The sequence below is a fragment of the Nocardiopsis metallicus genome (assembly GCF_014201115.1).
GTDB classification, from domain to species: domain Bacteria; phylum Actinomycetota; class Actinomycetes; order Streptosporangiales; family Streptosporangiaceae; genus Nocardiopsis; species Nocardiopsis metallicus.
The window spans coordinates 3,990,810-4,017,065 of the sequence record NZ_JACHDO010000001.1 but is presented as its reverse complement, the minus strand read 5'-3'; the positions used below and the strand labels follow the sequence as shown (position 1 = coordinate 4,017,065).

Here is a 26,256-nt window from a genome sequence, read left to right as displayed (position 1 = left end):
AAGCCGAGGAGAAGACGTGAGCGTGGTTCAAGGAAGCGGGCGGCGTCCCGTGGTCGTGGTGGGAGCCGGCCTGTCCGGGCTCTCCTGCGCGCTGCACCTGCTGGGTGCCGGGCGCGACGTGGTGGTGGTGGAACGGGAGGACCATCCCGGCGGCCGCGCGGGGCGCCAGGACATGGAGGGGTACCGCCTGGACACCGGGCCCACCGTCCTCACCATGCCCGAGCTGCTGGACGAGGCCTTCGCCGCGGTCGGCGAGACCCTCCGGGACCGGATCGAACTGGTGCCTCTGGCGCCCGCCTACCGCGCGGCCTTCGCCGACGGTTCCACGATCGACGTCCACACCGACCGCGCGCGCATGGCCGCGGAGGTCGCCCGTGCCGCCGGAACCCGCGAGGCCGTGGGCTACCTGCGCCTGCGTGACTGGCTGACCCGGCTGTACGACGTGGAGATGCGCTCCTTCATCGACGCCCAGTTCGACTCGCCGCTGGACCTGCTCGGCCCCGACCTGGTGCGCTTGGCCGCGATGGGCGGGTTCGGTCGCCTGGCACCGGCCGTGGGCAGGCACGTCAAGGACGAACGGCTGCGCAGGATCTTCTCCTTCCAGGCGCTCTACGCCGGCGTCGCACCCGACAGGGCGCTGGCCGCCTACGCCGTCATCGCCTACATGGACACCGTGGCCGGCGTCCACTTCCCCCGAGGCGGGATGCGGATGATCGGTGAAGCCATGGCCGCGGCCGCGGCCAAGGCCGGCGCCGACCTGCGCTACGGGGAGCCGGTGAGCCGCCTGGAGCGCTCCGGGGAGCGCGTCACCGCGGTGATCACCGATCAGGGGGAACGGATCGCCTGTGACCAGGTGGTACTGACCACGGACCTGCCCGCCGCCCACCGGCTGCTCGGTCACCGTCCCCGTAGGCCGGTGCGTCAGCGGTTCTCGCCCTCGGCCGTGGTCCTGCACCTGGGCACCGACCGCACCTGGGACCACCTGTCCCACCACACCATCTCCTTCGGGGCGGCGTGGCAGAGCACGTTCACCGAGATCATCGACCAGGGGCGGACCATGAGCGACCCCTCGCTGCTGGTCACCCAACCGACCCTCACCGACCCCTCCCTGGCACCGGAGGGGCGCCACCTCTTCTACGTGCTGGCGCCCGCGCCCAATCTGGAAGCGGGGGCCATCGACTGGGACGAGGAGGGGAGGCGCTACCGCGACCACATCGTCTCCACCCTCGAATCACGCGGGATGACCGGCCTGGACGCCTCGGTGCGCGCCGAGCACCTGGTCACTCCGGCGGACTGGGCCCGTAAGGGCCTGGCCAGGGGGACCCCCTTCTCGCTGGCGCACACCTTCACGCAGACAGGACCGTTCCGGCCGCGCAACACCGTGCCCGGAACCGCGAACGCCGTGCTGGCGGGCTGCGGCACCACCCCCGGGGTCGGGTTGCCCACGGTCCTGGTCTCCGGCAAGCTCGCGGCCGCCCGCGTGGTCGCCCGGACCGGGAGCGGGGTGCTTCGATGAGCACCGCCACCGCCGAACTCCAGGCGGCCGGGATCGGTCCCGGCCAGTTGCGGGAGGACTACCTGCTCTGCCGGGCCCTGCACGCTCACCACGGCCGTACCTACTACACCGCCACACGTGTCCTGCCGCCTGAGCGCAGACCCGGTGTCCACGCCCTGTACGGCTTCGCGCGCTGGGTGGACGACATCGTCGACGAGCCCGGTCCGGAGCTGACCACCGGGGACCAGCGAGCCCGTCTCGACGCGATCGACGCCGACCTCCACCGCGTCTTCACCGGCGGTGAACCGGGTGAACCCGTCCTGCGGGCCCTGGCGCACACGGTACGGCGCTACGATCTGCCCCGGGACTACTTCACCGCCTTCATGGCGTCCATGCGCATGGATCTGGACGTTCCCGCCTACCGGGACCTCGCACACCTACGCGAGTACATGTACGGCTCGGCCGCGGTCATCGGACTCCAGGTCCTTCCGGTCCTCGGCACGACCGTGCCCCGGGAGGTGGCCGCCCCGCACGCCGCGGCGCTGGGAGAGGCCTTCCAGCTCACCAACTTCCTGCGCGACGTGGCGGAGGACCTGCGCCGGGGCCGGGTCTACCTGCCCGCCGACGTGCTCGCCGACCACGGTGTCGACCGCGCTCTCCTGGAGCACTGCGCGAGTACGCGGACCCCGGACCCGCGCGTGCGCCGTGCGGTCGCCGACCTCGTCGGGATCAACCAGGGGTTCTACCGGGAGGCCGAGCCGGGCATCGCGATGCTCGACCCGGTCGCCAGCCCGTGTGTCGCCACCGCCTTCCGCCTCTACCGCGCGATCCTGGACGAGATCACCGCGGCCCACTTCGACGTGTGGAGTGTGCGGCACCGGGTTTCCGACAGTCGGAAGCTGGCCGCCGCTGTCCCCGCTTTCGCCCGCGCGCTGTGGGCGCGCGGTGTGCCCCGACCCAGAACCGCCACGTGACCCCCCCGCCCGGAGCCCGGAGTGAAGAGAAGGAACCCGATGACTTTGCCGACTCCCGAACGCCGACGCCTTCCGCTGCGCAGGATGCCCCGCGGCACCTGGGCCCGGCAGGAGCCCTCGTGGCGCCAGGCCTCTCCCGCCGTGATCGGCGCGGCGCTCAAGAGAGCACTGGCCCGCCCCTCCGGGAACTGGTTCGTCCTGGCCTCCAGTACCGAGGTGCGGGCCGACCGGCCGTTCGGCCGGGTGGTGGCCGGAACCGAAGTCGTCGCCTGGCGCACCGGCGACGGATCCGTGCACGCGGGTCCGGGCGCCTGCCCCCACCTCGGGGCTCCGCTGTGCCGGGGAGCCGTCGACCAGGGGCGCCTGGTCTGCCGGTGGCACGGGCTCTCCCTGGGCCCCGGCGGTTTCCCGGGATGGAGCCCCTACCCGGCGCACGACGACGGAGTGCTCGTGTGGGTGCGCCTGGACGCGGCCGGAGGCGAGGAACCCACCGACGCACCGGTCGTCCCCCAGCGCCCGCGCGGAGCGAACACGATCGCGGCGGTGGAGAGTCTGGCCGGCCGGTGCGAGCCCGAGGACGTCGTGGCCAACAGGCTCGATCCGTGGCACGGCTCCTGGTTCCACCCCTACTCGTTCGTGGGCCTGAGGGTCACGGAGATACCGGAGGGCCCGGATCCCGACCCGGACCGCATGGTGGTGGACGTGGGTTTCAGGGTGGCGGGCAGGTGGGGTGTGCCGGTGCGCGCCGAGTTCACCTGCCCCGAACCGCGCACCGTGGTCATGCGCATCATCGAGGGAGAGGGGACGGGCAGCGTGGTGGAGACACACGCCACCCCGCTCGGCGTCGACCGCGACGGAGTGCCGCGCACCGCGGTCATCGAGGCCACGGTCGCCGCTTCCAAACGCACCGGATTCGCCCTGGCCCGGCGGGTGGCGGGTGCGGTGCGCCCGGCGATGAGGTTGGTCGCCCGCCGACTGTGGAAGGACGACCTCGCCTACGCCGAGCGGCGTTACCTGCTCCGGGCGTCCGGTCGCTGGCCGGGCTGAGAAGGGGGCTGCCGCGGCGGGCGACGACTTCGCTACGTGCTCTGCCCCCATCGCCTTCGAGCGGCCCGTGCCAGAGCGCGCAGTGCTGTGGAGCGCCCCCGCCGGGGCACGGTCCACAGTGTGTGGCCCCGCCGCCCCCACCGCGACAGAAGCGTGTTCGCGGCGCTCATCCCGCTGGTGGCCGCGCCCTCCATCAGGGCCACCGGCAGGTCCACGCGCACGTGGTCCCCCGCCACGACCAGGGAAGGATCGGGTGTGGTCACCGTGCACCGGTCCGCATAACCCCCCGGGGGGAAGAGCGCGCAGTCCGCACGCATCTCGTGCCGGGCGTCCACCGGCCGGGCCGCGGCCAACTCCGGGTAGACAGCGGTGGCCTGCTCCCACAGGGACTTGCGCTCGGCCTGTGCGTCACACCCTTCGGCCAGCGCGTAGGCGTGCAGTTCCACCACCGAGCCCCCGGTCCGGTCCGACCACTCCCGGGCCTGGTCCTCGTACCGCTCCAGCACGCTGACGTTGTCCAGGGTCGGGTATCCGCCGGTGCCGAGGAAGGCCTGCCGGTGCGGTCGGACCGGGCGGTCCAGCCAGTAGCGCGACACCAGGAACGCGGGGGCGGAGGGGATGCGGGACACCCGGCTCCGCCACCGGGCCGACCCCAGCTCCGGTGAACGGGAGACCAGCTCTCGCAGTCCGCGCGGGTCGGTTGCCAGAACGACCGCGTCGAACTCCCCGCTCCGGGCGCCCGCCGCCTCCGACCAGTCGACACGGTGGCGCAGTCGCCCCCCGGGGGTGATCCCGTCGACCGACGCGCCGGTGCGCAACTCCACTCCCAGGCCTCTCAGGTAGCCCGCCAGCGGGTTCCACAGCGCTTGCGGGAACGGCGACCTCGGTACGTCGAACACCAGCCCCTCCGCGGACCCCAGGAAGTACACGTGGAACATGACCGCCATCTCGGCCGCGGAGAGCTGCTCGGGCGCGGCGAAGAAGCTCCGGCTGAAGACCTCGAAGGCCAGGTGCCGGGCGGTGGCCGGGAAACCGGTGACCTCCAGCAGTTCCCGGGCGCTGCGGTGCCCCATGCGTTCGTGCACCCCGGGCACGTCCACGTCCAGGAGTTGGAGCACGGCTGGGAGGTTCACCCCGGCGAGCTCCCTCAGGGGGAAGCTCGGGCTCGTCGCGGCCAGGGCGAACGCGTTCAGCGGCGGGGTGCGGGGCAGTCCCGAGAACCGGTCCCTGGCACCCGAGCTGTGCACCAGCGGGTAGTCGGGCAGCGCGACCAGGCCGTCCAGGTCCGGGTCGGTCCGTCTGAGCAGACCGCGCAGGTTGTAGTACTGCCGGAAGAACGCGTGGAAGCCCCGGCTCATCGTGGCGGTGCTGCCGTCGGCCAGAGTCGTCTCCCATCCGAGCAGGCGGCCCCCCAGCCCCGACTCGCGCTCCAGCAGTACCACCTCCACATCGCGCTCGGCGAGTCCGCAGGCGGCGGCCAGTCCGGCGATGCCGCCGCCGACGACCGCGACGCGCGGCCTGTGCCCGGGGCGTGGACCGACCGGCGGCGGTGCCGGTACCGGTTCGGCCCGCGGGTCCCGCACATCGGGGTTCACCGTGCCCCCTCCCGCGCGGCGGGGCCCTCACCGGGAGGGCAAGCGGCTTCGCGGGAACCGGATACCGGGCCGCTCTCCCCGGGGCCCGGGCGCCGCAGCGGCCTGCGTCCGACGAAGGTGTGCGTGATCCCGTACTGCCATCCGGGCAGGGGGGCGCTCGCCACCGACTCCAGGCCGACCGCGCGCATCCTCTCCAGCAGAGCGGAGCGCCCGTCGAATTCCAGAACGCTCCGCCACAGGTAGCGGAACAGGTCCGTGCGTCCGGCCAGGGCCCGCCCCGCCGGTATCACCACGCTCCAGCACACCGCCGTCCACACCGCCTGGGCGGAGGCCGAATCGGCCACCGAGTACTCGTGCAGGGCCAGCCGCCCGCCCGGGGCCAGAACCGAGCGCACCGATTCCAGGAAGGCGTCCGGGTCGGGGACGTTGCGTACCAGGTAGGCCGCGAAGACCGCGTCGGCGGAGCCGCCCAGCAGTTCCCGCGCCCACCCCGGGGTGATGTCCTCCGCCCGCGCGAGGTGGAAGGTGACGTTCGCCGGCCATTCCTTGGCCGCGGCGGCCCTCAGCATGCCCTCGGAAGCGTCCACACCGACGATCCTGGCCAGCGGGTACTCGCGTAGCAGGGCCGCGGTGGAGGCGCCCGTGCCGCAGCCCAGGTCCATGAGGAGCAGTCCCTCGCCCCGGGCGGGCAGCCGCAGCCGCCGCGCCGATGTGCGCAGGTCCCGGTGGTAACCCGGGTTGGCGGCGACCAACCGGTCGTAGGAGGAGGCGGCGTTGTCGAACTCGTCCGTCACCGCCCCGGTCTTCATCATCCCTGTCGGGGTGGTCAATTGTTCCTCCAAGGGTTGCGGGGGCCGGGTGGGGAGCCCCGAGCCCTTCCAAGGGGCATGCTTGTGGACATGGCCGACTACGACGTGGTGATCATCGGAGCCGGAGCCGCAGGGCTCACCCTTGCCGATCGCATGGGGGAGGTCAACCAACGACGCGACTCCCCGCTGCGCGTGGCACTCGTGGAGCCTCCCCGGGGCCCGCACACGCCGCCGCCCCGGACGTGGTGTTTCTGGGAACCGGACGGCGGCCCCTGGGACCGGCTGCTGGCCGCTCGCTGGGAGGACCTCTCGGTCGTGGGCCCGGACGGGGCCGAGTACCGCTCCTCGGCAGCGCCCTACGTCTACAAGATGCTCCGTTCGGCCGACGTCCAGGCGCACGTACGCGCCACCGCGGACGAGCACGTCGAACAGAGGGAACTGTACGTCCAGCGGGTCGCCGACGGTACCGACCACGCCGCTCTCACGGCCCTGGGGCCTGACGGAGATCGGGTGGTCCTCACCGCGCGGTGGGTGTTCGACTCGCGTCCGCCCTCCCCCGTGCCCGCGGGCCGCACCCACCTGCTCCAGCACTTCCGCGGTTGGTTCGTGCGCACGGCCGAGGACTCCTTCGACCCCGACGCGGCGGTGCTCATGGACCTCCGCCCGCCTCAGCCCCGGCACGGGGTGGCCTTCGGCTACGTGCTCCCCCTGTCCACCCGCGAGGCTCTGGTGGAGTACACCGAGTTCGGCCGTACCCCCCTCACCACTCCCGAGTACGACCTGGCACTCAAGGACTACTGCGACCGCGCCGGCCTGCCCGAAGTCGAGGTCACCGCGACCGAACAGGGCAGGATCCCGATGACCGACGCGCGCTTCGCGACCCGCGCCGGGCGGCGCCTGTTCAGGGTGGGCACCGCCGGGGGCGCGACGAGGCCGTCCACCGGTTACACGTTCAGCGGGGTGGGACGGCAGGCCGCGGCGATAGCCGAAGCCCTGGTGCACGACCGGGTACCGGTGCCGCCGGTCCCGCACCGCCCCCGCCACCTGGCGATGGACGCCGTCATGCTGCGGGCCCTGGACAGCGGCCGGGTGTCGGGTGCTGACTTCTTCACCCGGCTCTTCTCGGCCAACCGCTTCGGTGACGTACTGGCCTTCCTCGACGGGGAGTCGGGGCTCGCCCGTGAACTGGCCATGGGATGGTCCACTCCGGTCGCCGCGATGGCGCTGAGCACGGCCGACCATCTGTGGTACTCCCTGAGTTCCCGTTTCAGTCCCTGACGGCGGACAGGACGGCCACGGCCTCGGAGAGGGAACCGAGGTGCCCGTCCGCGAACCGAAGTGAGGACCCCGCCTCCCGCCAACCCGGCCCGGCCGTGTAGAGAGCGGTGCGCTCAGGCGCGGAAACCGTGCTGCGCGCGGTCGTCACCAGGGTCTCGGAGTCGTGCGCGCTGCTGGTGTGACACCACAGGACCACCGCGCGCGGGCCCACCCGGCGTACGGCGCGCACCGTCGCCTCGGTGGGGGTGCAGGGTCCCAGGACGCGGTGTGCCAGCCCCGCTTCGCGCAGAGCGGCGGCCAACGCCTCCACCGGCAGGCTGTGCATCTCGTGCGGTACGCAGGCCAGGACGACCGGCCGGTCCCGGCCGCCGGACGGCGGAGGCGGTCCGGGCACGCGGCGCAGGACCGAGGACACGCACCAGGAGAGGAGGTGCTCCACCTCGATGTGGCGTTGTGTCTCCTCCCATTTGCGCCCCATCCCGTACAGCAATGGCATCGCCAGGTCCTCCCAGGCCAGGACGGTCCCGTAGCGTGCCACGGCTTTCTGCAGAAGGCTTTCGACGAGATCGGAATCCATCCGCATGGCGGCTCTGGTCAGCCCCTGGAGCGTGGGGGAGGCGGTTCCCAGCGCGGTGGCCCGCACTTCGCTTCGCGGCTCCGGGAGCATCGGCGGTTCGGCGGTGCGCGCGGTCAGGACCTGGCGCGCGGCCTCGGCCGCGGGCATGCCCTCGCCGACCAGACGGCACAGCTCCCGGAGACGGGCGACATCGGCGGGGGAGTAGCGCCGGTGCCCTCCCGGGCTGCGTTCACGCGGGCCGACCCCGTAGCGCCGGTCCCAGCTGCGCAGGGTGGTCGGTGCTATCCCGAGCAGCCGTGCCGTGGCCCCCGGGCTGAGTGCGTCCATCATGGCGCCCCAACACGTTGCGAAATCGGTGCGACTTGTGACACAGGCCGCTGACCTCTGACTCTAGTCCTGAGAGCACCGAAAGGGGCAACGACATGGAACTGGACACCACACGTCGGGCGGACCGGCGCCTGGACCTGGTCTACCGTATCGGGGCTGGGTTGACCGGGCTTGTCCTGGTGGGCTTCGGCAGCGCGGGGCTGATGATCAGGCTGCCGCTCTTCGACACCCAGGGCGAGGTCATCGCGGGGCTTTCCACCAACGGCGCACTGAGCTTCATCTCCATCGCCATCGGTTCCCTCCTCGTGGGGGCGGCGATTCTGGGCGGGAAGTTCGCGTCCACGGTGTGCGTCGCCGTGGGTGCGGCCTTCGTGGTCAGCGGACTGGTGAACCTCTACCTGATGAGTACGGACTTCAACGTTCTGGCCTTCTCCATGCCCAACGTGATCTTCAGCTTCGTGGTCGGCCTCGTGGTCATGACCTTCGGCATGTACGGCCGGTTCAGCGGGGGGTTGCCGGAGGACAACCCCTTCCAGCGGCACCGCCACCCCGAGGCCTCCGCCGACGAGGAGGGGCGGGAGAGCGGTGCGACGGGGGAGGACCGCGTTCGGGGCCACGGGGCGAACCGGCTCGCGGGCCCGCGGGGTACGGCCACCGGTGTCCCCGGTCCGCGCTCCGCGGCGCGACAGGACAGCGCCGAGGAGTCCCGGGGATGAGTGCTGCCACGGGGCGCCTCGCCCTGGTGACGGGGGCCAGCGGCTACATCGGCGGTCGTCTGGTCCCGGAGCTGCTGGCCGCCGGGTACAGGGTCCGCTGCCTGGCCCGGACCCCGGACAAACTACGTGATCACCCCTGGCGGGACCGCGTCGAGGTGGTCCGGGGCGACGTGGTCTCCGGGGAGGGCCTGCCGGAGGCACTGTCCGGTGTGGACGTGGCCTACTACCTGGTCCACTCCATGGGCGGTGGCCGCGACTTCGTCAACACGGACGCCGAAGGCGCGAGGCGGTTCGCCGAGGCGGCGGGGGAGGCCGGGGCCGGACGCGTCGTCTACCTCGGGGGACTGGCCCCGGAGCACGTCGAACTGTCAGAGCACATGGCCTCGCGGGAGGAGGTCGGGCGGATCCTGCTGGATGCGCCGGTGCCCGCCGTGGTGCTGCGCGCCGCTGTCATCCTCGGGTCCGGATCGGCGTCCTTCGAGATGCTGCGGCACCTGACGGAGCGACTTCCCGCGATGACCACGCCCCGGTGGGTGCGCAGCCGGGTGCAGCCCGTCGCCGTTCGGGACGTGCTGCGCCTGCTCGTACGCGCGGACGAACTCCCGGAGGAGACCAACCGGACCTTCGACATCGGCGGACCCGAGATCCTCAGCTACGCGCAGATGATCCAGAGGTTCGCCGCCGTGGCGGGGCTGGTCCGCCGGCTGATTATTCCGGTGCCGGTTCTGTCCCCGGGGCTGTCGAGCCTGTGGGTCGGCCTCATCACACCGGTTCCGCCGTCGGTGGCCCGGCCGCTGGTGGAGTCGTTGCGGCACGACTCGGTGACGGCGGAGGACGATCTCGCCCGGCTTCTGCGCGATCACGAGCGCATCGGTTTCGACGAGGCGGTGCGCCTGGCGCTGCGGCGCATCGACGAGGACCGCGTGGACACGCGCTGGTCCTCCGCCGCGTGGCCCAGCGCGCCGTCCGACCCGTTGCCGACCGACCCCGACTGGGCCGGGGGCAGCCTGTACACCGACCGCCGGGCGCGTCACGTGGACGCCGCCCCGTCGGAGCTGTGGCGGGTCATCGAGGGCATCGGCGGTGAACGCGGTTGGTACTCCTGGCCGCTCGCCTGGGCCGCGCGCGGCTGGATCGACCTCGCGGTGGGCGGGGTGGGCCTCAGGCGCGGCCGCCGTGACCCCGAGCGCCTGCGGGTAGGGGACTCGTTGGACTTCTGGCGTGTCGAGGAGCTCGTCCCCGGCGAACTCCTGCGGCTGCGAGCCGAGATGCGCCTGCCGGGCCTGGCCTGGCTGGAACTGCGCGTGGGGGTCCAGGACGGGCGCACGGTGTACTGCCAGCAGGCTCTGTTCCATCCGCGCGGTCTGCTGGGGCACCTGTACTGGAAGGCGGTCACGCCCTTCCACGGGATCGTCTTCGGGTCGATGGCCGACAACATCGCCGCCCGGGCCGCCGCCACCGACGAACCGGCCGTACGCACCTGAACCACGCGGCGGGGCCGGACCGGCCCCGCCCGGCGTGACCTGGTCCGGGTGTGCGTTATCGTATGGGGGTAATTAGCTAGGATTCCAAGAAGCTTGGATTTCTAGTCAAATGCTGGGCCCTACCCACCTACCCGGAAGGACTCCCGCCGTGAGGGAACGACACGAGCCGCCACGCAGACGATCACGCTGGTGGGTCGGCGCGGCTCTGCTGGTCAGCCTGGTCTGGCTGCTAGGTGCGGGCCCCCTGGGGGCGTTCCTGGGCAGGCTCGGGGAAGTCCAGGCCAACGACCCCGGCGCGTTCCTGCCGGTCGGAGCCGAATCCACCGAAGCCGCGGAACTCGCCGGGGACTTCGACCGGGGCGACACCGTCCCCGCCATCGTGGTCCTGTCCGCCGACCGCGAGCTCACCGGCACCGACCTCGCCGAGGCGGGTGCCCTGGCCGAGCGGATCGGTGCCGAGCCCTGGGCCACCAGCCAGGTCATCGGCCCGATCCCGGGCACCGAGGACCCCTCCGTCGCCCAGCTCATCGTTCCGATCGGTGAACGCTTCGACACCGGCGACTCCGTGGCCGAACTGCGCGCGCTCCTGGCCGATGACCCCCTCCCCGGGATCCAGGCCCAGGTCACCGGGCCCGCCGGGTACGCGGCCGACCTCGTGGCGGCCTTCGCCGGCATCGACTCCACCCTGTTGATCGTCGCGGTCGTCGCCGTCCTGGTCATCCTCATCGCGGTCTACCGCTCACCCCTGCTGCCGGTGCTGGTGATCGTCGCCTCACTGCTGGCCCTGGGACTGTCCGGGGCACTGGTCTACGCCGCCGCCGACACCGGCTTGGTCAGCCTCAACGGCCAGAGCCAGGGCATCCTGTTCATCCTGGTCGTGGGCGCCTGCACCGACTACGCGCTGTTGCTCGTCGCCCGTTACCGGGAGGAACTGGCTGCCCGGGAGCGCGTGCCCGAAGCGGTCCTCGCCGCGGTCCGGGGCGTCACCGGACCCGTCCTCGCCTCCGGCGGAACCGTCATCCTCGGCCTGCTCTGCCTGCTCGCCGCCGACCTCGCCTCCACTCGCAGCCTCGGTCCCGTGGTCGCCATCGGGGTGGCCGCCGCGATGCTCTCCGCGATGACCTTCCTGCCCGCCGCCCTCGCCCTGTGCGGTCGGGCCGCCTTCTGGCCCACCAAGCCGCACCACACCCGCCACGAGGAGGGCCAGAGCACCGACCAGGTCCTGCGCCAGCACCCCTTCTGGGGGCGCGTCTCCGCCACGGTCGCCCGCCGCCCGCGCGCCTACTGGCTGGGCACCACCGCCCTGCTGATCGCCGCGGCCGTGTTCGCGCCCCAGTTCAGCGCCCAGGGCACCGGGCAGGCGGAGGTCTTCCGCACCCAGGTCGAGGCGGTGGACGGCCAGGAAGCACTCACCCGCGGATTCGGCGCCGAGTCCAGCGCCGCGCCCGCGCTCGTGGTGGCCGACGCGGAGTACCTGGACGAGGTGGTGGCCGCCGCCGAGAGCCTGCCCGACGTCGACGGGGCTGCCCCGGTCACCGAACCCGGACCGCCCGCGGGCCAGGCCCCCGGCGAGGACCCCGCGCCCCTGGTGGAGGACGGCCACGTCCTGGTCGAGGTGGTGCTGGCCGCTGACCCCGAATCCCCCGAGGCGGTGGCGGCCGTGCGCGGCCTGCGCGCCGAGCTGGGTTCGATCGAGGGGGCGAACGCCCTGGTGGGAGGGGTGAGCGCCACCGACCTCGACACCCTGGAGACCGCGCAACGGGACTTCGTCGTGGTCGTGCCACTGGTGCTGGTGGTCGTCTTCCTGGTCCTGATCCCGCTGTTGCGGTCGCTGGTGGCCCCACTGCTCCTGATGGCCGCCAACGTGCTCTCGTTCGCCGCCGCCCTGGGGGTGGGCACTGTGGTGTTCGACCACGTCCTCGGCCTACCCGGAGCCGACCCGGTGGTGCCGCTGTTCGCCTTCGTGTTCCTGGTGGCGCTGGGGATCGACTACAGCATCTTCCTGATGTCCCGGGCCCGCGAGGAGGCCCTCACCCGCGGGCACCGCGAAGGCGTCCTGCGGGCGCTGACGGTGACCGGAGGGGTGATCACCTCAGCCGGGGTGGTGCTGGCCGCGACCTTCGCCGCGCTCGCCGTGATCCCGCTGCTCTTCCTGCTGCAACTGGCGTTCCTGGTGGCGTTCGGAGTGCTGGTGGACGCGCTGCTGGTACGGACGCTGCTCATCCCCGCCCTGTCCCTCGACGCGGGGCCGCGCCTGTGGTGGCCGGGCCGGGCGGCCCGAACCGGTGACGGGCCCCGGCCCGACTCCGCTTCCGCGTCCCCGCCCCTCATCGCCATCGCCGCTACAACAACTCGCCCGGAAGCTCCCGGTAGGTCTGACTGATCTTGCGGAGCAGGTCCGGCCGGGGAAGGCTCACCCCGTCGATCGAGCCCACCGGCCGGACCCCGGTGACGGCGTTGGTGACGAAGGCCCCCGCGGTCCGGGTGGCCGCCACGGCCGCCAGGGGGCGGGTGGAGACCGGGACCCCGAGCGCCTCGGCGACCTGGCCGACCAGCCGCATCGTCACCCCGGGCAGGCAGGGGGCCTGCGGCCAGACCAGCCCTGACCCGTCCAGGAAGCCGATGTTCCAGGTGGGGCCTTCGGAGACACGGCCGTCCACACCCGTGAACAGGGCGTCGTCGAATCCGTCCAGCTGGGCCGCGCGCCGTTGCCGGATCGCCCCGAACAGCCCGGTGCCCTTGACCATCGGGGTGTCCCGCGAGAACAGGCGGGTACCGAGGTGGATCGGCGGCGGGACGGACCCCGGGGCCGAACGGGTCGTCACCAGGATCTGGGGCAGGGACCGGGCACTGGGGCGACCCAGATCCAGGGCGGGGTCGTAGACGGTCACCCGGACCACGGCGGGCGAGGGGTGCGCACGCGCTGAGCGGCGTGCGAGTTCGCGTACGCGCGGGATGTCGAGTTCGGTGCCAAAGAGGGTCGCGCAGTCCCGGCTCAGGCGCTCCACGTGCAGATCCAGGCCGCGCACGCGTAGGTCCGTGACCAGCATGGTCGTGAAATGCCCGTAGCCGTACAGGGCGAGAGCGGCGAGTTCTCCCGTGCTGACGGGGCGTCCGTTCAGTTCCATTACGGGCACCATTCTGGCACTTCGGGACCTCCGGCAGCAGGCGGTTGGGCGGCCGGGTCCGGACGGAGAAGGGCCCGGGTCCATCGCGCCCCGGGCCGGTCTCAGGTGCGGGAAGTCCGCTCCAACTCGACGAACGCGGTGACCAGCTGGTCCTCCGAGGTGTCCAGGTACTCGGTGAGTTCGGCGGCCGCGGTCTCGGCATTCCCCTCGACCAGTGCCAGGTGGATGCGCCGGTTCCACTTGAGGTAGGGGTCGTGGAACTCACGGGGCGCGGCCATCACGTGGAACACCAGCCGGGTCTCGGCCAGCACCTGTCTCATGAACTCGTTGATCCGCTCACTCCGCGCCAGGGCGGCGAGCGCCTCGTGGAAGTGCATGTTCGCGCTGCCCATCCGCCACCAGTCCTCCTCGGCGCGGGCCCGCTCGCCCTCGTCGACGGCGGCGCCCACGGCACGCACCAGTTCCGCCGGGGCGTTGCCCGCCCCGCGCACGGCGGGAAGTTCCAAAGACCTGCGCGCATTGAACAGATCGCGGACGTCTTCGCTGGTGGGGCGGTTGACGAACACCCCGCGGTGCATGTGGTGCACGAGCAGGCGCTCGCGGCTCAGGAGCCGGAAGGCCTCGCGCAGCGTGTTCCGGGAAACCTGGTACTTGCGGCTGAGCTTCTCCTCGGACAGGCGCACGCCGGGGGCCAGCGCGCCGTCGATGACGAAGGTGCGCAGCAGGTCGGCGACGCGTTCGGCCTGGCTGGTGGGCCGCGCCAGGGCGGGCGCGGGCAGCCGGTCGATGTGGTCCTCGGTCGCCGTCACGTGAGCCCCTTCGACTGCTTCGTGCGTGCCCGCACCGGGCGGGGTGGTCCCACCAATGTTACGTACCGGAGGCGCCGGGATTTTACTTACCTGTCCTTTACCAAGTCCGCACGATTGAAGTATTGTTCAACAATCCAACGATGATGTTGGTCACCAGGACCGTTCGATCTCCCCACACTGGAGAAAGCCATGGGCGACAAGCCCCCCGCACCCGCTCCCGCGCCGATACGCCCCCGACTCGGCCGCGTAGCTCTGAGCAGCGGTCTCCTCGGCGCCATGTTCCTGATGGCCACCAGCGCCGTCGGCCCCGGATTCATCACCCAGACCACGACCTTCACCGCGCAGCTCGGAGCCGCGTTCGCCTTCGCGATCCTGGTTTCGATCCTGGTCGACATCGCCGTGCAGCTGAACATCTGGCGGGTCATCGGCGTCTCGAACACGCGCGCCCAGGACCTGGCCAACAAGGTGCTCCCCGGGGCCGGTTACCTGCTCGCCGCCCTCATCGTCTTCGGCGGCCTGGTCTTCAACATCGGCAACATCGCCGGCACGGGCCTGGGCCTGGACGCCATGATCGGCCTCGACCCGCGTGTCGGCGCGATCATCTCGGCCGCGGTCGCCATCGTCATCCTGGCCGTCAAGCAGCTGGGAGTGGCCCTGGACCGCATACTCGTGGTCCTCGGCGTGCTCATGATCGCCCTCACCGCCTATGTGGCCTTCGCGTCGAACCCGCCGGTGGGCGAGGCCCTGCGCCAGTCCGTGCTGCCCGAGGCGGCCAGTAGCGACCTCTTCCTCGCCACCATCACCATCATCGGAGGCACGGTCGGCGGCTACATCACCTACGCGGGCGCCCACCGCCTCATCGAGCAGGGCAGGGGCGGCCGCGAGAACATCGCCGCCATCACCCAGACCTCCGTCACCGGCATCATCGTCACCGGCCTCATTCGGGTTCTCCTCTTCCTCGCGATCCTCGGCGTGGTCTCGGGAGGCGTCGCGATCATGGACTCGCCCAACCCTTCGGCCGAAGCCTTCCACCAGGCCGCCGGAGAGGTCGGCATGCGCCTGTTCGGCATGATCATGTGGGCGGCCGCGGTCAGCTCCGTGATCGGCGCCTCCTACACCTCCGTCTCCTTCGTCACCACGTTCTCCCCGTGGCTGGAACGCCACAAGGGCAAGCTGGTCACCGGCTTCATCGGGATCTCCCTGGCGATCTACCTGATCTCCGGCCAGGCCCCCGTCACGCTGCTGGTCATGGCGGGCGCCCTCAACGGTGTGATCCTTCCGGTCGGCCTCGGCCTGCTCCTGTGGGTGGCCGCACGCCACTCCCGCACCCTGCTCGACGGCTACCGCTACCCGCGCTGGCTGATCGTCATCGGCGTCGCGGCGTGGCTGCTCACCGCCTACATGGCGGTCAACTCCCTGAGCGGTATCGCAGCCCTCTGGCAGTAGCTCCGGCAGACCCGGGGCCAGCACCGGAAACACCCGGCACGGTGGAGGTACCGGCACAACGGAGTGCCGGTGCCACCACCGGGTACGAGAAACAGGAAAGAGGAGCAGCACGTTGCGTATCGATCTCAACTCCGACCTCGGCGAGAGCTTCGGCCGCTGGGAACTCGGTGACGAGCAGGCCCTGCTGTCCATCGTGACCAGCGCCAACGTCGCCTGCGGCTTCCACGCCGGCGACCCCTCGGTCCTGCGCCGCACCACCGCCGAGGCCGCCGCGCGCGGGGTCGCCGTCGGCGGGCACGTGGCCTACCGGGACCTCGCCGGGTTCGGCCGCCGCTTCGTGGACGTGCCCCCCGCCGAACTCACCGACGAAGTGCTCTACCAGCTCGGCGCCCTGTCCTCCTTCACCGCGCTGACCGGCGACCGCATCCGCTACGTCAAGCCGCACGGAGCCCTGTACAACGCGATCGTCCACCACGAGGACCAGGCCGCCGCGGTCGTGGAGGCCGTCCGCGCCTTCGACCCCGACCTCCCCGTCCTCGGCCTGCCCGGCTCGCGCTTCCTGGAGAAAGCAGAGAAAGCGGGCCTGCGCACCTACCGCGAGGCCTTCGCCGACCGCGCCTACACCCCGCAGGGCACTCTCGTCTCACGCCGCGAGCCCGGCTCCGTCCTGCACGATCCCGAGGCCATCGCCGCCCGCTGCCTGCGCATCGCCCGAGGCGAACCGATCGAGGCCGTGGACGGCAGCGAGATCCTCGTCGAGGCCGACTCCCTGTGCGTGCACGGTGACAGCCCCGGAGCCGTGGACATCGCCCGAGCCGTGGCCGACCTGCTCCGCGCGCGGGGCGTGACCATCGCCCCGTTCACCGCGGATCCGTCCGCCCCCGCTTCGTTCACCACCGCTCCGTCCACCTCCGCCTGACCGAGCCCGTCCTGATTTGGAGCCATCCGTGCGCGTCCTGAACTGCGCAGACACCGGGGTTCTGGTGGAGGTCGCCGACCTCGCCCAGGTCATCGCCCTGGGTTCCGCCCTGGAAGCGGACCCGCTACCCGGCGTCGCCGACGTCGTCCCCGCCGCCCGCACCGTCCTGCTGCGGCTGGAACCCGGCACCGACCCGGCCGAGATCACCGCGGCCGTCACCGGCATTCCGCTGTCCGCCGAGGCCAGCCAGGGTGTCGGCGAGACCGTCACCATCCCCGTCCACTACGACGGGGAGGACCTCGACGACATCGCCGAACTCACCGGACTCAGCCCGCGAGAGGTCGTGCGCGCCCACACCTCGGCGGCATGGACGGTCGCGTTCTGCGGGTTCGCCCCCGGCTTCGGTTACCTGGTCGGCGACGACCCGCGCCTGCATGTTCCCCGCCGAGGCGAGGCCCGCACCCGTGTCCCCAAGGGCTCCGTCGCCCTGGCCGGGGAGTTCACCGGCGTGTACCCGCGCAGCTCCCCGGGAGGGTGGCAGCTGCTCGGCCGGACCGACGCGGTGACCTGGGACCTGGACCGGAACCCACCAGGCCTGTTGCGGCCGGGTGTGCGCGTGCGCTTCGAGGAGGTCGTGTGAGCCCGCGGACCAAGCGCCGAGAAAGCGTGCTCTCGCCGAAGGGGGAGCCCTTTGCGGCGCGGGGCGGCCGGACCGCCACCGCTCTGGAGGTCCTGGCGACCGGCCCGATGACCACCGTGCAGGACGCGGGACGCTTCGGCCACGCCGCCCTGGGTGTGGGGCGTTCCGGCGCAGCCGACACCGACTCCTACGCTCTCGCCAACCGCCTCCTCGCCAACCCCCCGGGCGCCGCCGCTCTGGAGACCACGCTCGGCGGGCTCAGGGTTCGGGCGCACGGGGCGGTCACCGTCGCGGTGACCGGAGCCCAGGCGCCGGTCCGGGTGAACGGTCGCGGCGCGGCGGTCAACGAGGTCCTGCACCTGCCCGACGGCGCCGAACTCGCCCTGGGCGCGCCCGCCCGCGGCCTGCGCTCCTACCTGGCCGTGCGCGGGGGAGTGGCGGTGCCTTCCGTGTTGGGTTCACGCAGTACCGACGTGCTCGCCGGTCTCGGTCCCGCCGTCCCCCGGGTCGGGGACGTACTCCCGGTCGGTGCGGCCCCCCCGACCTTTCCGAACCTGGACCACGTCCCGGCCCGGGCGGTGGGCGGGGACCGGGTGGAACTGCGGGTCGAGCTCGGCCCGCGTGAGGACTGGTTCACCGAGCGGGCCCTAGCGGCACTGCTGTCCGGCGACTACGAGGTGACCTCCCGCAGCGACCGGGTCGGTGCCCGACTGGCCGGGCCGCCCCTGGAGAGGTCGCGCGAGGGCGAGCTGCCCAGCGAGGGCATGGTCGCCGGGGCGCTCCAGGTGCCCCCGGGCGGGGAACCGGTGCTGTTCCTCGCCGACCATCCGGTGACCGGCGGCTACCCGGTGGTGGCGGTGGTGCGCTCCGCCGACCTGCCCAAGGCCGCCCAGGCCCGCCCGGGAACACGTATCCGCTTCGTTCTGTGGCCAGGAGTGTAGGAGAAACCGATGAACCCCGCCGAACTCTCGCCCAGCCGGGCCCGAGCCCTGTTCCGTGACGGCCTGCGGGTACCCACGTCCGGCTACAGTCCGGGATACGCGCAGGCCAACCTGATCTCCCTGCCACGGGACCTCGCCTTCGACTTCCTGCTCTTCGCCCAGCGCAACCCCAAGGCCTGCCCGGTACTGGACGTCACCGAGCCGGGGGAGGTGTCGGCCTCGGTGTTCGACGGAGACCTGCGCACGGACCTGCCCGCCTACCGGGTGTACCGCGACGGGAAGCTCGTCGAGGAGCGCGCCGACGTCACCGACCTGTGGCGGGACGACCTCGTGTCCTTCCTCATCGGGTGCAGTTTCACCTTCGAGACCCCGCTGTTGGAGGCCGGGGTGCCGGTCCGCCACATCGAGGCCGGCACGAACGCCGCCATGTACGAGACCGATCGGGCCTGCCGATCGGCCGGACGCTTCTCCGGGCCGCTCGTGGTGTCCATGCGCCCGATCCCGGCCGGTCAGGTCGCGGACGCCGTCCGGATCACTTCCCGCTACCCGGCGGTGCACGGGGCACCGGTGCACGTCGGAGACCCCGCGGCTCTGGGCATCGCGGACCTGGACCGGCCCGACTACGGCGACCCGGTCCAGGTCAGGGAGGGCGAAGTACCGGTGTTCTGGGCCTGCGGGGTGACCCCGCAGGCCGCGGTGGTAGCCTCCGCCCCCGAGTTCGCCATCGGCCACGCGCCCGGCCACATGGCGATTACCGACGCCAGGGACACCGAGTACCAGGTGCCCTAGCCGCCGGTCGCTCCGGAGCCCGGCTCTAGCGTTCCTCCGGGGCCGGGGCCGGGGCCGGGGTGTCGGGGAAGGACAGGCCGGAACGGTTCTGCCCGCCCCGGAGCCGGGCACCCTGCCGTTCCCGCGGGTCCTTCTCCCCTTCCCGGCCTCCGTCGTCTTCCTGATCCTGGCCCCGGCCCTCCTCTTCTGGGGCTGCGACATCGGACTCCGACCGCTCGGACCGGCACATGGGACCGCCTCCAGGGGTATCGACTGGCCTCCAGCGTAGAAGTCCCTCCGGGCCCGAGCCTTCGAACGGGTCCCGCTGTCAGGGCGTTCGGAGTCCGTCCGCGGCCAGGGCGCCCAGGCGGCCGTCGCGCATCTGGAGCACCTGCTTGGCCGAGCTCAGGTACTCGGTGTCGTGGGTGACCAGCAGGGTCGCCACGTCGAACGTCCTGGTCGCCTCAGCCAGCAGTTCCATGATCCGCGCGCCCCGTTCGTGGTCCAGCGCGGCGGTCGGCTCGTCCACCAGCAGCGCGCTCGGGCGCCCCGACAGCGCGCGGGCGATGTTGACCCGCTGTCGCTCGCCTCCGGACAACTGGTGCGGGCGCCGCCGCTCCTTACCGGACAGCCCCACCGCGGCCAGGGTCTCCATCGCCGACGTCCGTGCCTCGCGCAGCGAACGCGCACGCATGTGCTCGGTGACCATCAGCTGTTCCACGGCGGTCAGCGAGCTGATCAGGTTCGGCTGCTGGAAGACGATCCCCACCTCGGCCAGGCGGAGTTCGGCCATCTCCCGGGGCCGCAGCCCCAGAGTCTGGACCCCGCCGACCCTCACCCGGCCGGAGTCCGGCCGGATCAGGGTCGCGGCCACCGCCAGCAGGCTCGATTTACCCGAACCGGAGGGGCCGACCACCGCGGCCAGCTCACCGGGGGCCACCCGTACCGACACGCGGTCCAGGGCGGTGACCACCCCGTCCCCGTCGGGGTAGGTCAGGGTCACATCGCTCAGTTCCAGGCTCATCGGACGCCTCCCAGGGCGGTCAGCGGGTCAACGGAGGTGATACGGCGGACGGCCAGGACGGCACCGAGCATGCCCAGCGCGACCATGGCGGCGACCGGGCCGAGTGTGGTGGCCGCGGTCAGCGCGAAGGGCAGCACCGAGGCGGCCAGGGCACCCAACCCCACCCCCGCGGCGCCGCCCACCGCGGTGCCCAGGAGCAGCACGATCAGGGCCTGGGCCAGGGCGTCCCGCAGCAGGTAGCGGGTGGATCCGCCCAGAGCCTTGAGAATCGCGATGTCACCGCTGCGCTGGATCGTCCACACGGTCAGGAACGCGCCGATGACCAGCGCGGAGATCGCGTACAGGAAACCCTGCATGGTGACCAGGGAACTGTTCTCGGAGGAGAACGAACCGATCGCCTGGAGGCTGCCGGACAGGGTGGTGGACACCGTGTCGGCCTCCTCGTCCACCGCGCCCTCCTCGGCCTCGGTCACGGCCTCCGGGCTCGCCTGGGAGTCGATCCGCGAGGCGATCACGTTGGCGATCGGCGCGTCGTGCCCCTCCGCGTGCCGTACCCGGGGGTCGATTCCCTGCCAGACCTCGATGTCGGTCCACACGGCGGGGAGGTGGCTGTAGTGCTCGGTCGGAGCCACCGCGCTGACGGTCAGCTCGGTACCGGCGACGGTCACGGTGTCGCCGGTGGTGGTCCCCAAGTCCTCGGCGATCACCTCGCTGACCACCAGGCCGCCCCCGGGCACCAGGCCCTCGGGCGCCAGGCGGCCGTCCGAAGACACACCGAACAGCGCGGCGGCGGTGCCGTTGCCGTCCTCCAGCTCGACCCGGCTCTGGGTGATGCCGACCGGCTCGGCCCACTCCACCCCCTCCGCGCCGGTCCAGACGTCGAGCTGGGCCCGGGTGACGGTGCTGTCGGCGTAGGACTCCTCCGGGGCGCCGTCCCCGGACGCCCCGAAGGCGACGCGGTCCGCGGGCAGGTTCCGGACCGCTGAGGTGGACTGGTCCGCCAAACCCGCGGTCAGCCCGGACAACAGGACGATCAGCACGGTGATGAGGGCGACGACGGAGCCCATCAGCGCGAACCGCCCCTTGGCGAAGCGGATGTCACGAAGGGCGACGAACACGGCGGCCCTCCTTCCTGGAAACTCTCGGTGGACTGGTGCTTCCAGCCTCGTTCGGACCAAGATCATCGGCATCGGGCGAACGGAGCGTTCCCCGGGGCGTCCGGGTGGAGCGGGGACTCAACCGAACGATGGATGCCCCGCCCCGCCTCACCGTCGTACGCTGCACTGATGCGGTACAGCAGAATGCGGGCTCCCGAACTGCCCGGGGTGACGACGGTGCTCAAGGTGCTGCGTCTGCTCCTGCACGCCTGCTTCCTGTTCCTGCTCGGGGTCGGCACCCTCCGGTACGTGCTCACCCACCTCGGCGCGGACTCGGCACACCCGCAGTGGGCACACGGTGCGGTCGTCTGCGGAGCCGTACTGCTCGGAGCGGTCTACTGCGCCGGTGCTCTGGTCGCCCGGCACGACGTGCACCGAACCCGCTCCCTCGTCTGGCTCGCGGCGGTCACCCTCCTGTGGGCGCTGCTGGCCCTGGCGGGGCCGGACTTCGTGTGGTTGGCCTTCCCGCTGTACTTCCTCCACCTGCATTTGCTGCGAGGGCTCCACTCGGTGGTGGCGGTCGTGGTCATCACCGCCTCCGTGGTTCTCGGGCAGGCCCTGCACGGTGGGAACCTCACCGTCGGCATGGTCCTGGGGCCTGTGTTGGGGGCCGTGTTCGCGGTGGCGATCGCCGCCGGGTACATGGCCCTGCACCGGGAGAGCGAGCGGCGCCGCGAACTCATCGACACCCTCACCCGCACCCGCGACGAACTCTCCGCCGCCCAGCGACGTACGGGTGTCCTCGACGAACGGGAACGCCTGTCGCGGGAGATCCACGACACCCTCGCCCAGGGGCTGTCCAGCATCGTGCTGCTCCTGCGCGCGGCCGAGAGCGCCCTCCCCCAGGACACCGGTCTGGCGGCCACCCGCATCGCCGAGGCCCGGGAGAGCGCTTCCACGAACCTCGCCGAGGCGCGCAGGTTCGTGCGGGACCTGGCCCCGCCCTCGCTGACCGGCGCCAACCTGCCCGAGGCGCTGACCCGCCTCTGCGAACGGGTCAGCCGCACCGGCGGGATCGACTGCCGGTTCCGCACCGACGGCGCCCCCACCGAACTCCCCTCCGGCTACGAGGTCGCGCTGCTGCGCGCCGCCCAGGCCAGTCTGGCCAACGTCACCGCGCACGCTCACGCCGACACCGCGGTGGTCACCCTCGGCTACCTGGGCCAGGAGGTCACCCTGGACGTGTACGACGACGGGGTCGGCTTCGATCCGCGGGCGCCGCTCACCCGCGCGGGCGGTACCGGCTACGGGATCGCCGCGCTCCGGGAGCGCGTGAGGGCGCTGGGCGGGCGCCTGGACGTGGAGTCCGCCCCGGGCGAGGGCACCGCCGTGGCCGTCCGACTTCCCCTGACCGACGAGGAGACCCCGTGACCGATCCGACCGACCGCTCCCTCCCCCGGGAGCCGCGGCTGCGCATCCTGCTGGTGGACGACCACCCGGTCGTACGCCACGGGCTCAAGGCGATGTTCGCCGAGCGCCCCGACATGGACGTGGTGGCGGAGGCGGCCGACGGCCGGGCCGCCCTGGACGCGCTCACCGGGCCCGGGACGCGGGGCGCGGGCGTCGACATCGTTCTCATGGACCTGCGGATGGGCACGGGCATGGACGGGGTCACCGCGATCCGGCACATCACCGAGCTCGACTCCCCGCCACCCGTCCTCGTCCTCACCACCTACGACACCGACGCCGACATCCTCGCCGCGGTCGAGGCCGGGGCCACCGGCTACATGCTCAAGGACGCGCCGCCGGAGCAGCTGTGCGAGGCCGTGCACGCGGCGGCGCGCGGCCAGACGGCGCTGGCCCCCGGCGTCGCGAACCGCCTCATGGACCGGCTCCGCTCTCCTCGCCCCGCGCTGAGCGGGCGTGAGCTGGAGATCCTCGGACTGCTGGCCGAAGGGCTGTCCAACCGGGCGATCTCCCGAGAGCTGTTCATCAGCGAGGCGACGGTCAAGACCCACCTGGTGCACGTGTTCGACAAGCTCGGGGTGGACAACCGCACCGCCGCCATCACCACAGCGCTACAGCGGGGGATCATCCGAGTCGACTGAACCGGCCGGTTGCCGAGCCCCCGATGGTCAGGAGGGCTCCAGGGCCTTCCCGGCGGCGATCGGCTCCGTGCGCAGACCCAGCCGCCGCAGTTCCAGCGCGGCCAGCTCCGTCACCGCGCAGGGGTCGTTCTCCCGCCAGGCCCCGGCCGGGTCCTCGTGCACCGCCATGAGCGCGGCTGGGGAGGCAAGGGACAGGGCGCGCAGCGCGAGCAGTCGGGTCCGCGCCTCGGGGGTGAGCCCGAGGAGCCGCTTCGCGCTGGTCGCGCGGCTGATCCAGCGCGCACGCACGGGCAGCCACGTGGTGGCGAGCAGGAGCAGCGGCAGGAGCGCCACCAGCAGCGGGAGGGTGAGGGCGAGCGAGGAGACGGTCTCCTGGAAGGAGTCCCCCGCCGCGGTGAGGGACTCTCCGGTCTCACCGAGGTCGGCGAAGGGCGTGGCCAGGGCGTCACCGGCGAGGGGCACCTGTCGGACGTTCTCCGCCGCGGTGTTCATGTGCTCGGTGAACCCTTCTCCGGTGCTGGTCATGAGCTCCCCGGGCCGGTTCAGGGTCAGGAGGGCCTCGCGTAGGGACAGCGCGGCGGAGATCCACACGAACACCCACACGAGCGCGAAGAGATCCGACACGAGTTGGCGACAGGCGTGGACGGGGGTGTCGGCGTACAGCTTCACGAAGGCTCCCGGGGGGTGAGGAGGGTGTGGGCCGCGACTGTGCGACCCACGCTTGCCCGTTACCCGTTTGCGTCCGCACACACCCGCCCACAGCCCTTCTCCGGGGGCGTCCGGTGCGGAGCGCCGGTTCTGACCGCACCCGGACAGGCGACCTCTTTTTGTCCTAGGACATATATGTGTATCGTGGGGACATGCTCGAAGAACCGCCCATCAGCGGAGACACCGCCGCCGCGATCGCCGACTCGGTGCGCGCTCTGATCGCGCGAGGGGAACTGCGCCCGGGTGAGGTCCTGCCTCCGGTCCGTGCCCTCGCGGCCCGGCAAGGGGTCAACCGCAACACCGTCGCGGCCGCCTACGCCGCGCTGGCAGCCGCCGGTGTGGTCGAGACCCGCCGCCGCGGGGGCACGGTGGTGCGCGGCATCGTCCCCGTCCCCGGCGAAGGCGCGCCGGCGCCCGAGAACACGATCAACCTCGCCGACGGCAACCCCGACCCGGCGCTTCTGCCGCCGCTGCCCGACCTCCAGGGCTACGAGGCCGTCCTGTACGGTGCCGCCGGTATCGACGAGTCGTTGCACCACTGGGCCCGGCGGCACATGCTCCCCGACACCGACAACTCGGGCACCCTCGTGCTCACCCACGGGGCCGTGGACGCGGTGGAGCGTCTGCTGAGCGCGCACCTGACGCGCGGGGACGCCGTCGCGGTCGAGGACCCGTGCTTCTTGTCGAGCATCGGCACGTTCCGCGTCAACGGATACCGTGCTCTGCCAGTGCCGATGGACGAACACGGCATGACCGCCGCGGGGCTGGGCGCCGCCCTGGAAGCCGGAGCGCGGGCGGTGGTGTGCACGCCTCGGGCCCACAACCCGACCGGTGCGAGCCTGACCGAGCGGCGCGCCCGCGAGTTGCGCTCCCTGTTGGCCGGGCACCCGCACGTGCTGGTGATCGAGGACGACCACTTCTCGGCGCTGGCCCGCACCCCCTACCGGCGCATCACCCCGCCCGAGTCCACCCGGTGGGCGCTGGTGCGTTCGGTGTCGAAGTTCCTGGGGCCGGACCTGCGCCTGGGGCTGACCGTGTGCGATGCCGACACCGCTGCCCGGTTGCAGGCCCGCCTGGCGGCGGCCACGTGGGTCAGCCACCTCTTGCAGCACCTGGTCGCCAGGGTTCTCACCGACCCCGCCACACCGTCACGTCTGGACCACGCCGCCCAGGCGTACACACGTCGCCGTCGGCGGCTGACCGACGCGCTGGACGCTCACGGCGTGCCCTGGCTGGCCGGTCCGGACGGTCTCAACGTGTGGCTTCCGCTGGCCGAGGACGCGGAGGCGGCCGTGGTGGAGGAGCTGGCCGAGCACGGGTGGGCCGTGCGCCCCGGATCCCTGTTCACCCTGACCCACCGGCCGGCCATCCGCATCACCACCGCCACCCTGGCCTCCGAACACACCGAAGCCCTCGCCGCACGCCTGTCCAGCACCCTTGCCTCGATCAACCAGGAGCCCCCGTGTTCACCGGACTGAGCGCCTTCCCGCTGACCCCGCTCAACCAGGACCGCTTCGACGAAGCCGCACACGCCCGGCTCATCACCCGCCTGGTCGACGCCGGTGTCGACTCGATCGGCGTGCTGGGCTCGACCGGCTCCTACGCCTACCTCGACCGCGACGAGCGCCGCCAGGTCGCCCGGGCCGGCGTACGTTCGGCGGACGGTGTGCCGGTGGTGGTCGGTATCGGCGCGCTGCGTACCTGCCACGTCCAGGCCTTGGCCGAGGACGCCCAGCAAGCCGGGGCCTCGGCCGTGCTGTTGGCTCCCATGAGTTACCAGACGCTCACCGACGAGGACGTGTTCGAACTCTACGCGGACGTCACCGCAGGACTGTCGGTACCGTTGGTGGTCTACGACAACCCGGTCACCACGCACTTCACCTTCTCCACCGAGCTGTACGCGCGCATCGCCGTCCTGCCCAACGTGGCCGCGATCAAGATCCCCCCGGTCCCGCTGGAGGCGAACGCGGCACGCGAGCGCGTCGAGGCGATCCGCGCGGTCGTTCCCGACCACGTGAGCATCGGCGTGTCCGGGGACGGCGCCGCGGCCACCGGTCTGAACGCCGGCTGCCAGGCATGGTTCTCCGTCGTGGGCGGCACCCTGCCCGAGGCGGTGCTGCCGATCGTGCGCGCCGCACGCCGGGGTGACCCCGAGGGCGCACTGGCCCACTCCGAACGCCTGCGTCCGCTGTGGGAGTTGTTCGCCGCCCACGGCAGCCTGCGGGTGACGGCGGCCATCGCCGAACACCTGGGGTTGGTCCCCCCGTCCTGCCTGCCCCGCCCGCTCCTGGGGTTGACCGCTTCCCAGCGGGAGCGGGTCGTGCGTGTGGTGGAGAAGCTGCGCCTGTCATGAGCCGCACCACTCT

The 26,256-nt window shown here is 72.2% G+C and carries 24 protein-coding genes; 16 read left to right on the top strand and 8 right to left on the bottom strand.

The genetic code is table 11. The annotated features are described in order from the left end of the window. Nucleotides 1-49 precede the first annotated feature (49 nt). The 3 genes from crtI to HNR07_RS17525 are packed head-to-tail and all read left to right on the top strand — an operon-like array spanning nucleotide 50 to nucleotide 3,516. Entirely contained in the window at nucleotides 50-1,516 is a 1,467-nt protein-coding gene (crtI, locus tag HNR07_RS17535) for a phytoene desaturase family protein (RefSeq protein WP_184372209.1), read from the top strand. Next, nucleotides 1,513-2,469 carry a phytoene/squalene synthase family protein gene (locus HNR07_RS17530; RefSeq protein ID WP_184365911.1) on the top strand — a complete coding sequence of 319 codons (957 nt, stop codon included), beginning with the start codon at nucleotides 1,513-1,515 and terminating at the stop codon, nucleotides 2,467-2,469. The genes crtI and HNR07_RS17530 overlap by 4 nt, the downstream gene beginning before the upstream one ends. A 39-nt stretch (nucleotides 2,470-2,508) precedes the next feature. Then, nucleotides 2,509-3,516, top strand: a complete 1,008-nt coding sequence (locus tag HNR07_RS17525) for a DUF5914 domain-containing protein (protein ID WP_184365910.1) — start codon at nucleotides 2,509-2,511, stop codon at nucleotides 3,514-3,516. 32 nt (nucleotides 3,517-3,548) lie between these two features. On the opposite strand, the gene HNR07_RS17520 is transcribed toward HNR07_RS17525, so the two are convergent. Further along, nucleotides 3,549-5,111: an FAD-dependent oxidoreductase gene (locus HNR07_RS17520; RefSeq protein ID WP_184365909.1), complete on the bottom strand. Its 1,563-nt coding sequence runs from the start codon at nucleotides 5,109-5,111 to the stop codon at nucleotides 3,549-3,551. Further along, entirely contained in the window at nucleotides 5,108-5,920 is an 813-nt protein-coding gene (locus tag HNR07_RS17515) for a class I SAM-dependent methyltransferase (protein WP_184372206.1), read from the bottom strand. The genes HNR07_RS17520 and HNR07_RS17515 overlap by 4 nt, the downstream gene beginning before the upstream one ends. Before the next feature lie 90 nt (nucleotides 5,921-6,010). Between HNR07_RS17515 and HNR07_RS17510 the strand changes: the two genes are divergently transcribed. Next, entirely contained in the window at nucleotides 6,011-7,198 is a 1,188-nt protein-coding gene (locus tag HNR07_RS17510; RefSeq protein ID WP_184365908.1) for a lycopene cyclase family protein, read from the top strand. On the opposite strand, the gene HNR07_RS17505 is transcribed toward HNR07_RS17510, so the two are convergent. Next, nucleotides 7,188-8,105: a MerR family transcriptional regulator gene (locus tag HNR07_RS17505; protein ID WP_184365907.1), complete on the bottom strand. Its 918-nt coding sequence runs from the start codon at nucleotides 8,103-8,105 to the stop codon at nucleotides 7,188-7,190. The genes HNR07_RS17510 and HNR07_RS17505 overlap by 11 nt on opposite strands. Before the next feature lie 92 nt (nucleotides 8,106-8,197). Between HNR07_RS17505 and HNR07_RS17500 the strand changes: the two genes are divergently transcribed. The 3 genes from HNR07_RS17500 (at nucleotide 8,198) to HNR07_RS17490 (ending at nucleotide 12,685) form a co-directional block, all read left to right on the top strand. Then, nucleotides 8,198-8,818 (top strand): DUF4383 domain-containing protein, encoded by a 621-nt coding sequence (locus HNR07_RS17500; protein ID WP_184365906.1) that lies wholly within the window; start codon nucleotides 8,198-8,200, stop codon nucleotides 8,816-8,818. Next, the gene (locus tag HNR07_RS17495) at nucleotides 8,815-10,302 is read left to right on the top strand and encodes an SDR family oxidoreductase (protein ID WP_184365905.1); all 1,488 of its coding nucleotides are present in this window, start codon (nucleotides 8,815-8,817) and stop codon (nucleotides 10,300-10,302) included. The genes HNR07_RS17500 and HNR07_RS17495 overlap by 4 nt, the downstream gene beginning before the upstream one ends. Nucleotides 10,303-10,450: 148 nt before the next feature. After that, nucleotides 10,451-12,685, top strand: coding sequence for an MMPL family transporter (locus HNR07_RS17490; protein WP_184365904.1), 2,235 nt, complete (start codon nucleotides 10,451-10,453; stop codon nucleotides 12,683-12,685). Here the strand turns inward: HNR07_RS17490 and HNR07_RS17485 are convergent. Then, entirely contained in the window at nucleotides 12,645-13,430 is a 786-nt protein-coding gene (locus HNR07_RS17485) for an aminotransferase class IV family protein (protein WP_184365903.1), read from the bottom strand. The genes HNR07_RS17490 and HNR07_RS17485 overlap by 41 nt on opposite strands. 101 nt (nucleotides 13,431-13,531) lie before the next feature. Continuing rightward, entirely contained in the window at nucleotides 13,532-14,239 is a 708-nt protein-coding gene (locus HNR07_RS17480; RefSeq protein ID WP_184365902.1) for a GntR family transcriptional regulator, read from the bottom strand. A gap of 189 nt (nucleotides 14,240-14,428) precedes the next feature. Here HNR07_RS17480 and HNR07_RS17475 point away from each other — a divergent pair, with 189 nt between their 5' ends. The 5 genes from HNR07_RS17475 (at nucleotide 14,429) to HNR07_RS17455 (ending at nucleotide 18,974) form a co-directional block, all read left to right on the top strand. Next, nucleotides 14,429-15,685 carry an NRAMP family divalent metal transporter gene (locus HNR07_RS17475; protein WP_184365901.1) on the top strand — a complete coding sequence of 419 codons (1,257 nt, stop codon included), beginning with the start codon at nucleotides 14,429-14,431 and terminating at the stop codon, nucleotides 15,683-15,685. Nucleotides 15,686-15,797: 112 nt separating this feature from the next. Continuing rightward, complete coding sequence (locus HNR07_RS17470; RefSeq protein ID WP_184365900.1) at nucleotides 15,798-16,604, top strand: LamB/YcsF family protein; 807 nt, start codon at nucleotides 15,798-15,800, stop codon at nucleotides 16,602-16,604. 28 nt (nucleotides 16,605-16,632) lie between these two features. After that, on the top strand, nucleotides 16,633-17,244 hold the full coding sequence (locus tag HNR07_RS17465) for a 5-oxoprolinase subunit B family protein (protein ID WP_184365899.1): 612 nt from the start codon (nucleotides 16,633-16,635) through the stop codon (nucleotides 17,242-17,244). 26 nt (nucleotides 17,245-17,270) lie between these two features. Then, nucleotides 17,271-18,185, top strand: a complete 915-nt coding sequence (locus HNR07_RS17460; RefSeq protein ID WP_312894067.1) for a 5-oxoprolinase subunit C family protein — start codon at nucleotides 17,271-17,273, stop codon at nucleotides 18,183-18,185. Between the two features lie 9 nt (nucleotides 18,186-18,194). Beyond that, nucleotides 18,195-18,974, top strand: a complete 780-nt coding sequence (locus HNR07_RS17455) for a putative hydro-lyase (protein ID WP_184365898.1) — start codon at nucleotides 18,195-18,197, stop codon at nucleotides 18,972-18,974. A 307-nt stretch (nucleotides 18,975-19,281) separates the two neighbouring features. Here HNR07_RS17455 and HNR07_RS17450 read toward each other — a convergent pair whose 3' ends face one another. Continuing rightward, complete coding sequence (locus HNR07_RS17450) at nucleotides 19,282-19,977, bottom strand: ABC transporter ATP-binding protein (protein ID WP_184365897.1); 696 nt, start codon at nucleotides 19,975-19,977, stop codon at nucleotides 19,282-19,284. Then, nucleotides 19,974-21,095, bottom strand: coding sequence for an FtsX-like permease family protein (locus tag HNR07_RS17445; RefSeq protein WP_184365896.1), 1,122 nt, complete (start codon nucleotides 21,093-21,095; stop codon nucleotides 19,974-19,976). The genes HNR07_RS17450 and HNR07_RS17445 overlap by 4 nt, the downstream gene beginning before the upstream one ends. A 168-nt stretch (nucleotides 21,096-21,263) precedes the next feature. On the opposite strand from HNR07_RS17445, the gene HNR07_RS17440 reads away from it, so the two are divergent. Next, on the top strand, nucleotides 21,264-22,505 hold the full coding sequence (locus tag HNR07_RS17440; RefSeq protein ID WP_184365895.1) for a sensor histidine kinase: 1,242 nt from the start codon (nucleotides 21,264-21,266) through the stop codon (nucleotides 22,503-22,505). Next, nucleotides 22,502-23,182: a response regulator transcription factor gene (locus tag HNR07_RS17435; RefSeq protein ID WP_312893866.1), complete on the top strand. Its 681-nt coding sequence runs from the start codon at nucleotides 22,502-22,504 to the stop codon at nucleotides 23,180-23,182. Before HNR07_RS17440 ends, HNR07_RS17435 begins: the two co-directional genes overlap by 4 nt. Before the next feature lie 27 nt (nucleotides 23,183-23,209). On the opposite strand, the gene HNR07_RS17430 is transcribed toward HNR07_RS17435, so the two are convergent. Beyond that, entirely contained in the window at nucleotides 23,210-23,851 is a 642-nt protein-coding gene (locus tag HNR07_RS17430) for a hypothetical protein (protein WP_184365894.1), read from the bottom strand. A gap of 191 nt (nucleotides 23,852-24,042) precedes the next feature. Between HNR07_RS17430 and HNR07_RS17425 the strand changes: the two genes are divergently transcribed. Together HNR07_RS17425 and HNR07_RS17420 are read left to right on the top strand one after the other, a co-directional pair. After that, nucleotides 24,043-25,368, top strand: a complete 1,326-nt coding sequence (locus HNR07_RS17425; protein WP_184365893.1) for an aminotransferase class I/II-fold pyridoxal phosphate-dependent enzyme — start codon at nucleotides 24,043-24,045, stop codon at nucleotides 25,366-25,368. Beyond that, the gene (locus tag HNR07_RS17420) at nucleotides 25,353-26,243 is read left to right on the top strand and encodes a dihydrodipicolinate synthase family protein (protein WP_184365892.1); all 891 of its coding nucleotides are present in this window, start codon (nucleotides 25,353-25,355) and stop codon (nucleotides 26,241-26,243) included. The genes HNR07_RS17425 and HNR07_RS17420 overlap by 16 nt, the downstream gene beginning before the upstream one ends. Nucleotides 26,244-26,256 lie beyond the last annotated feature (13 nt).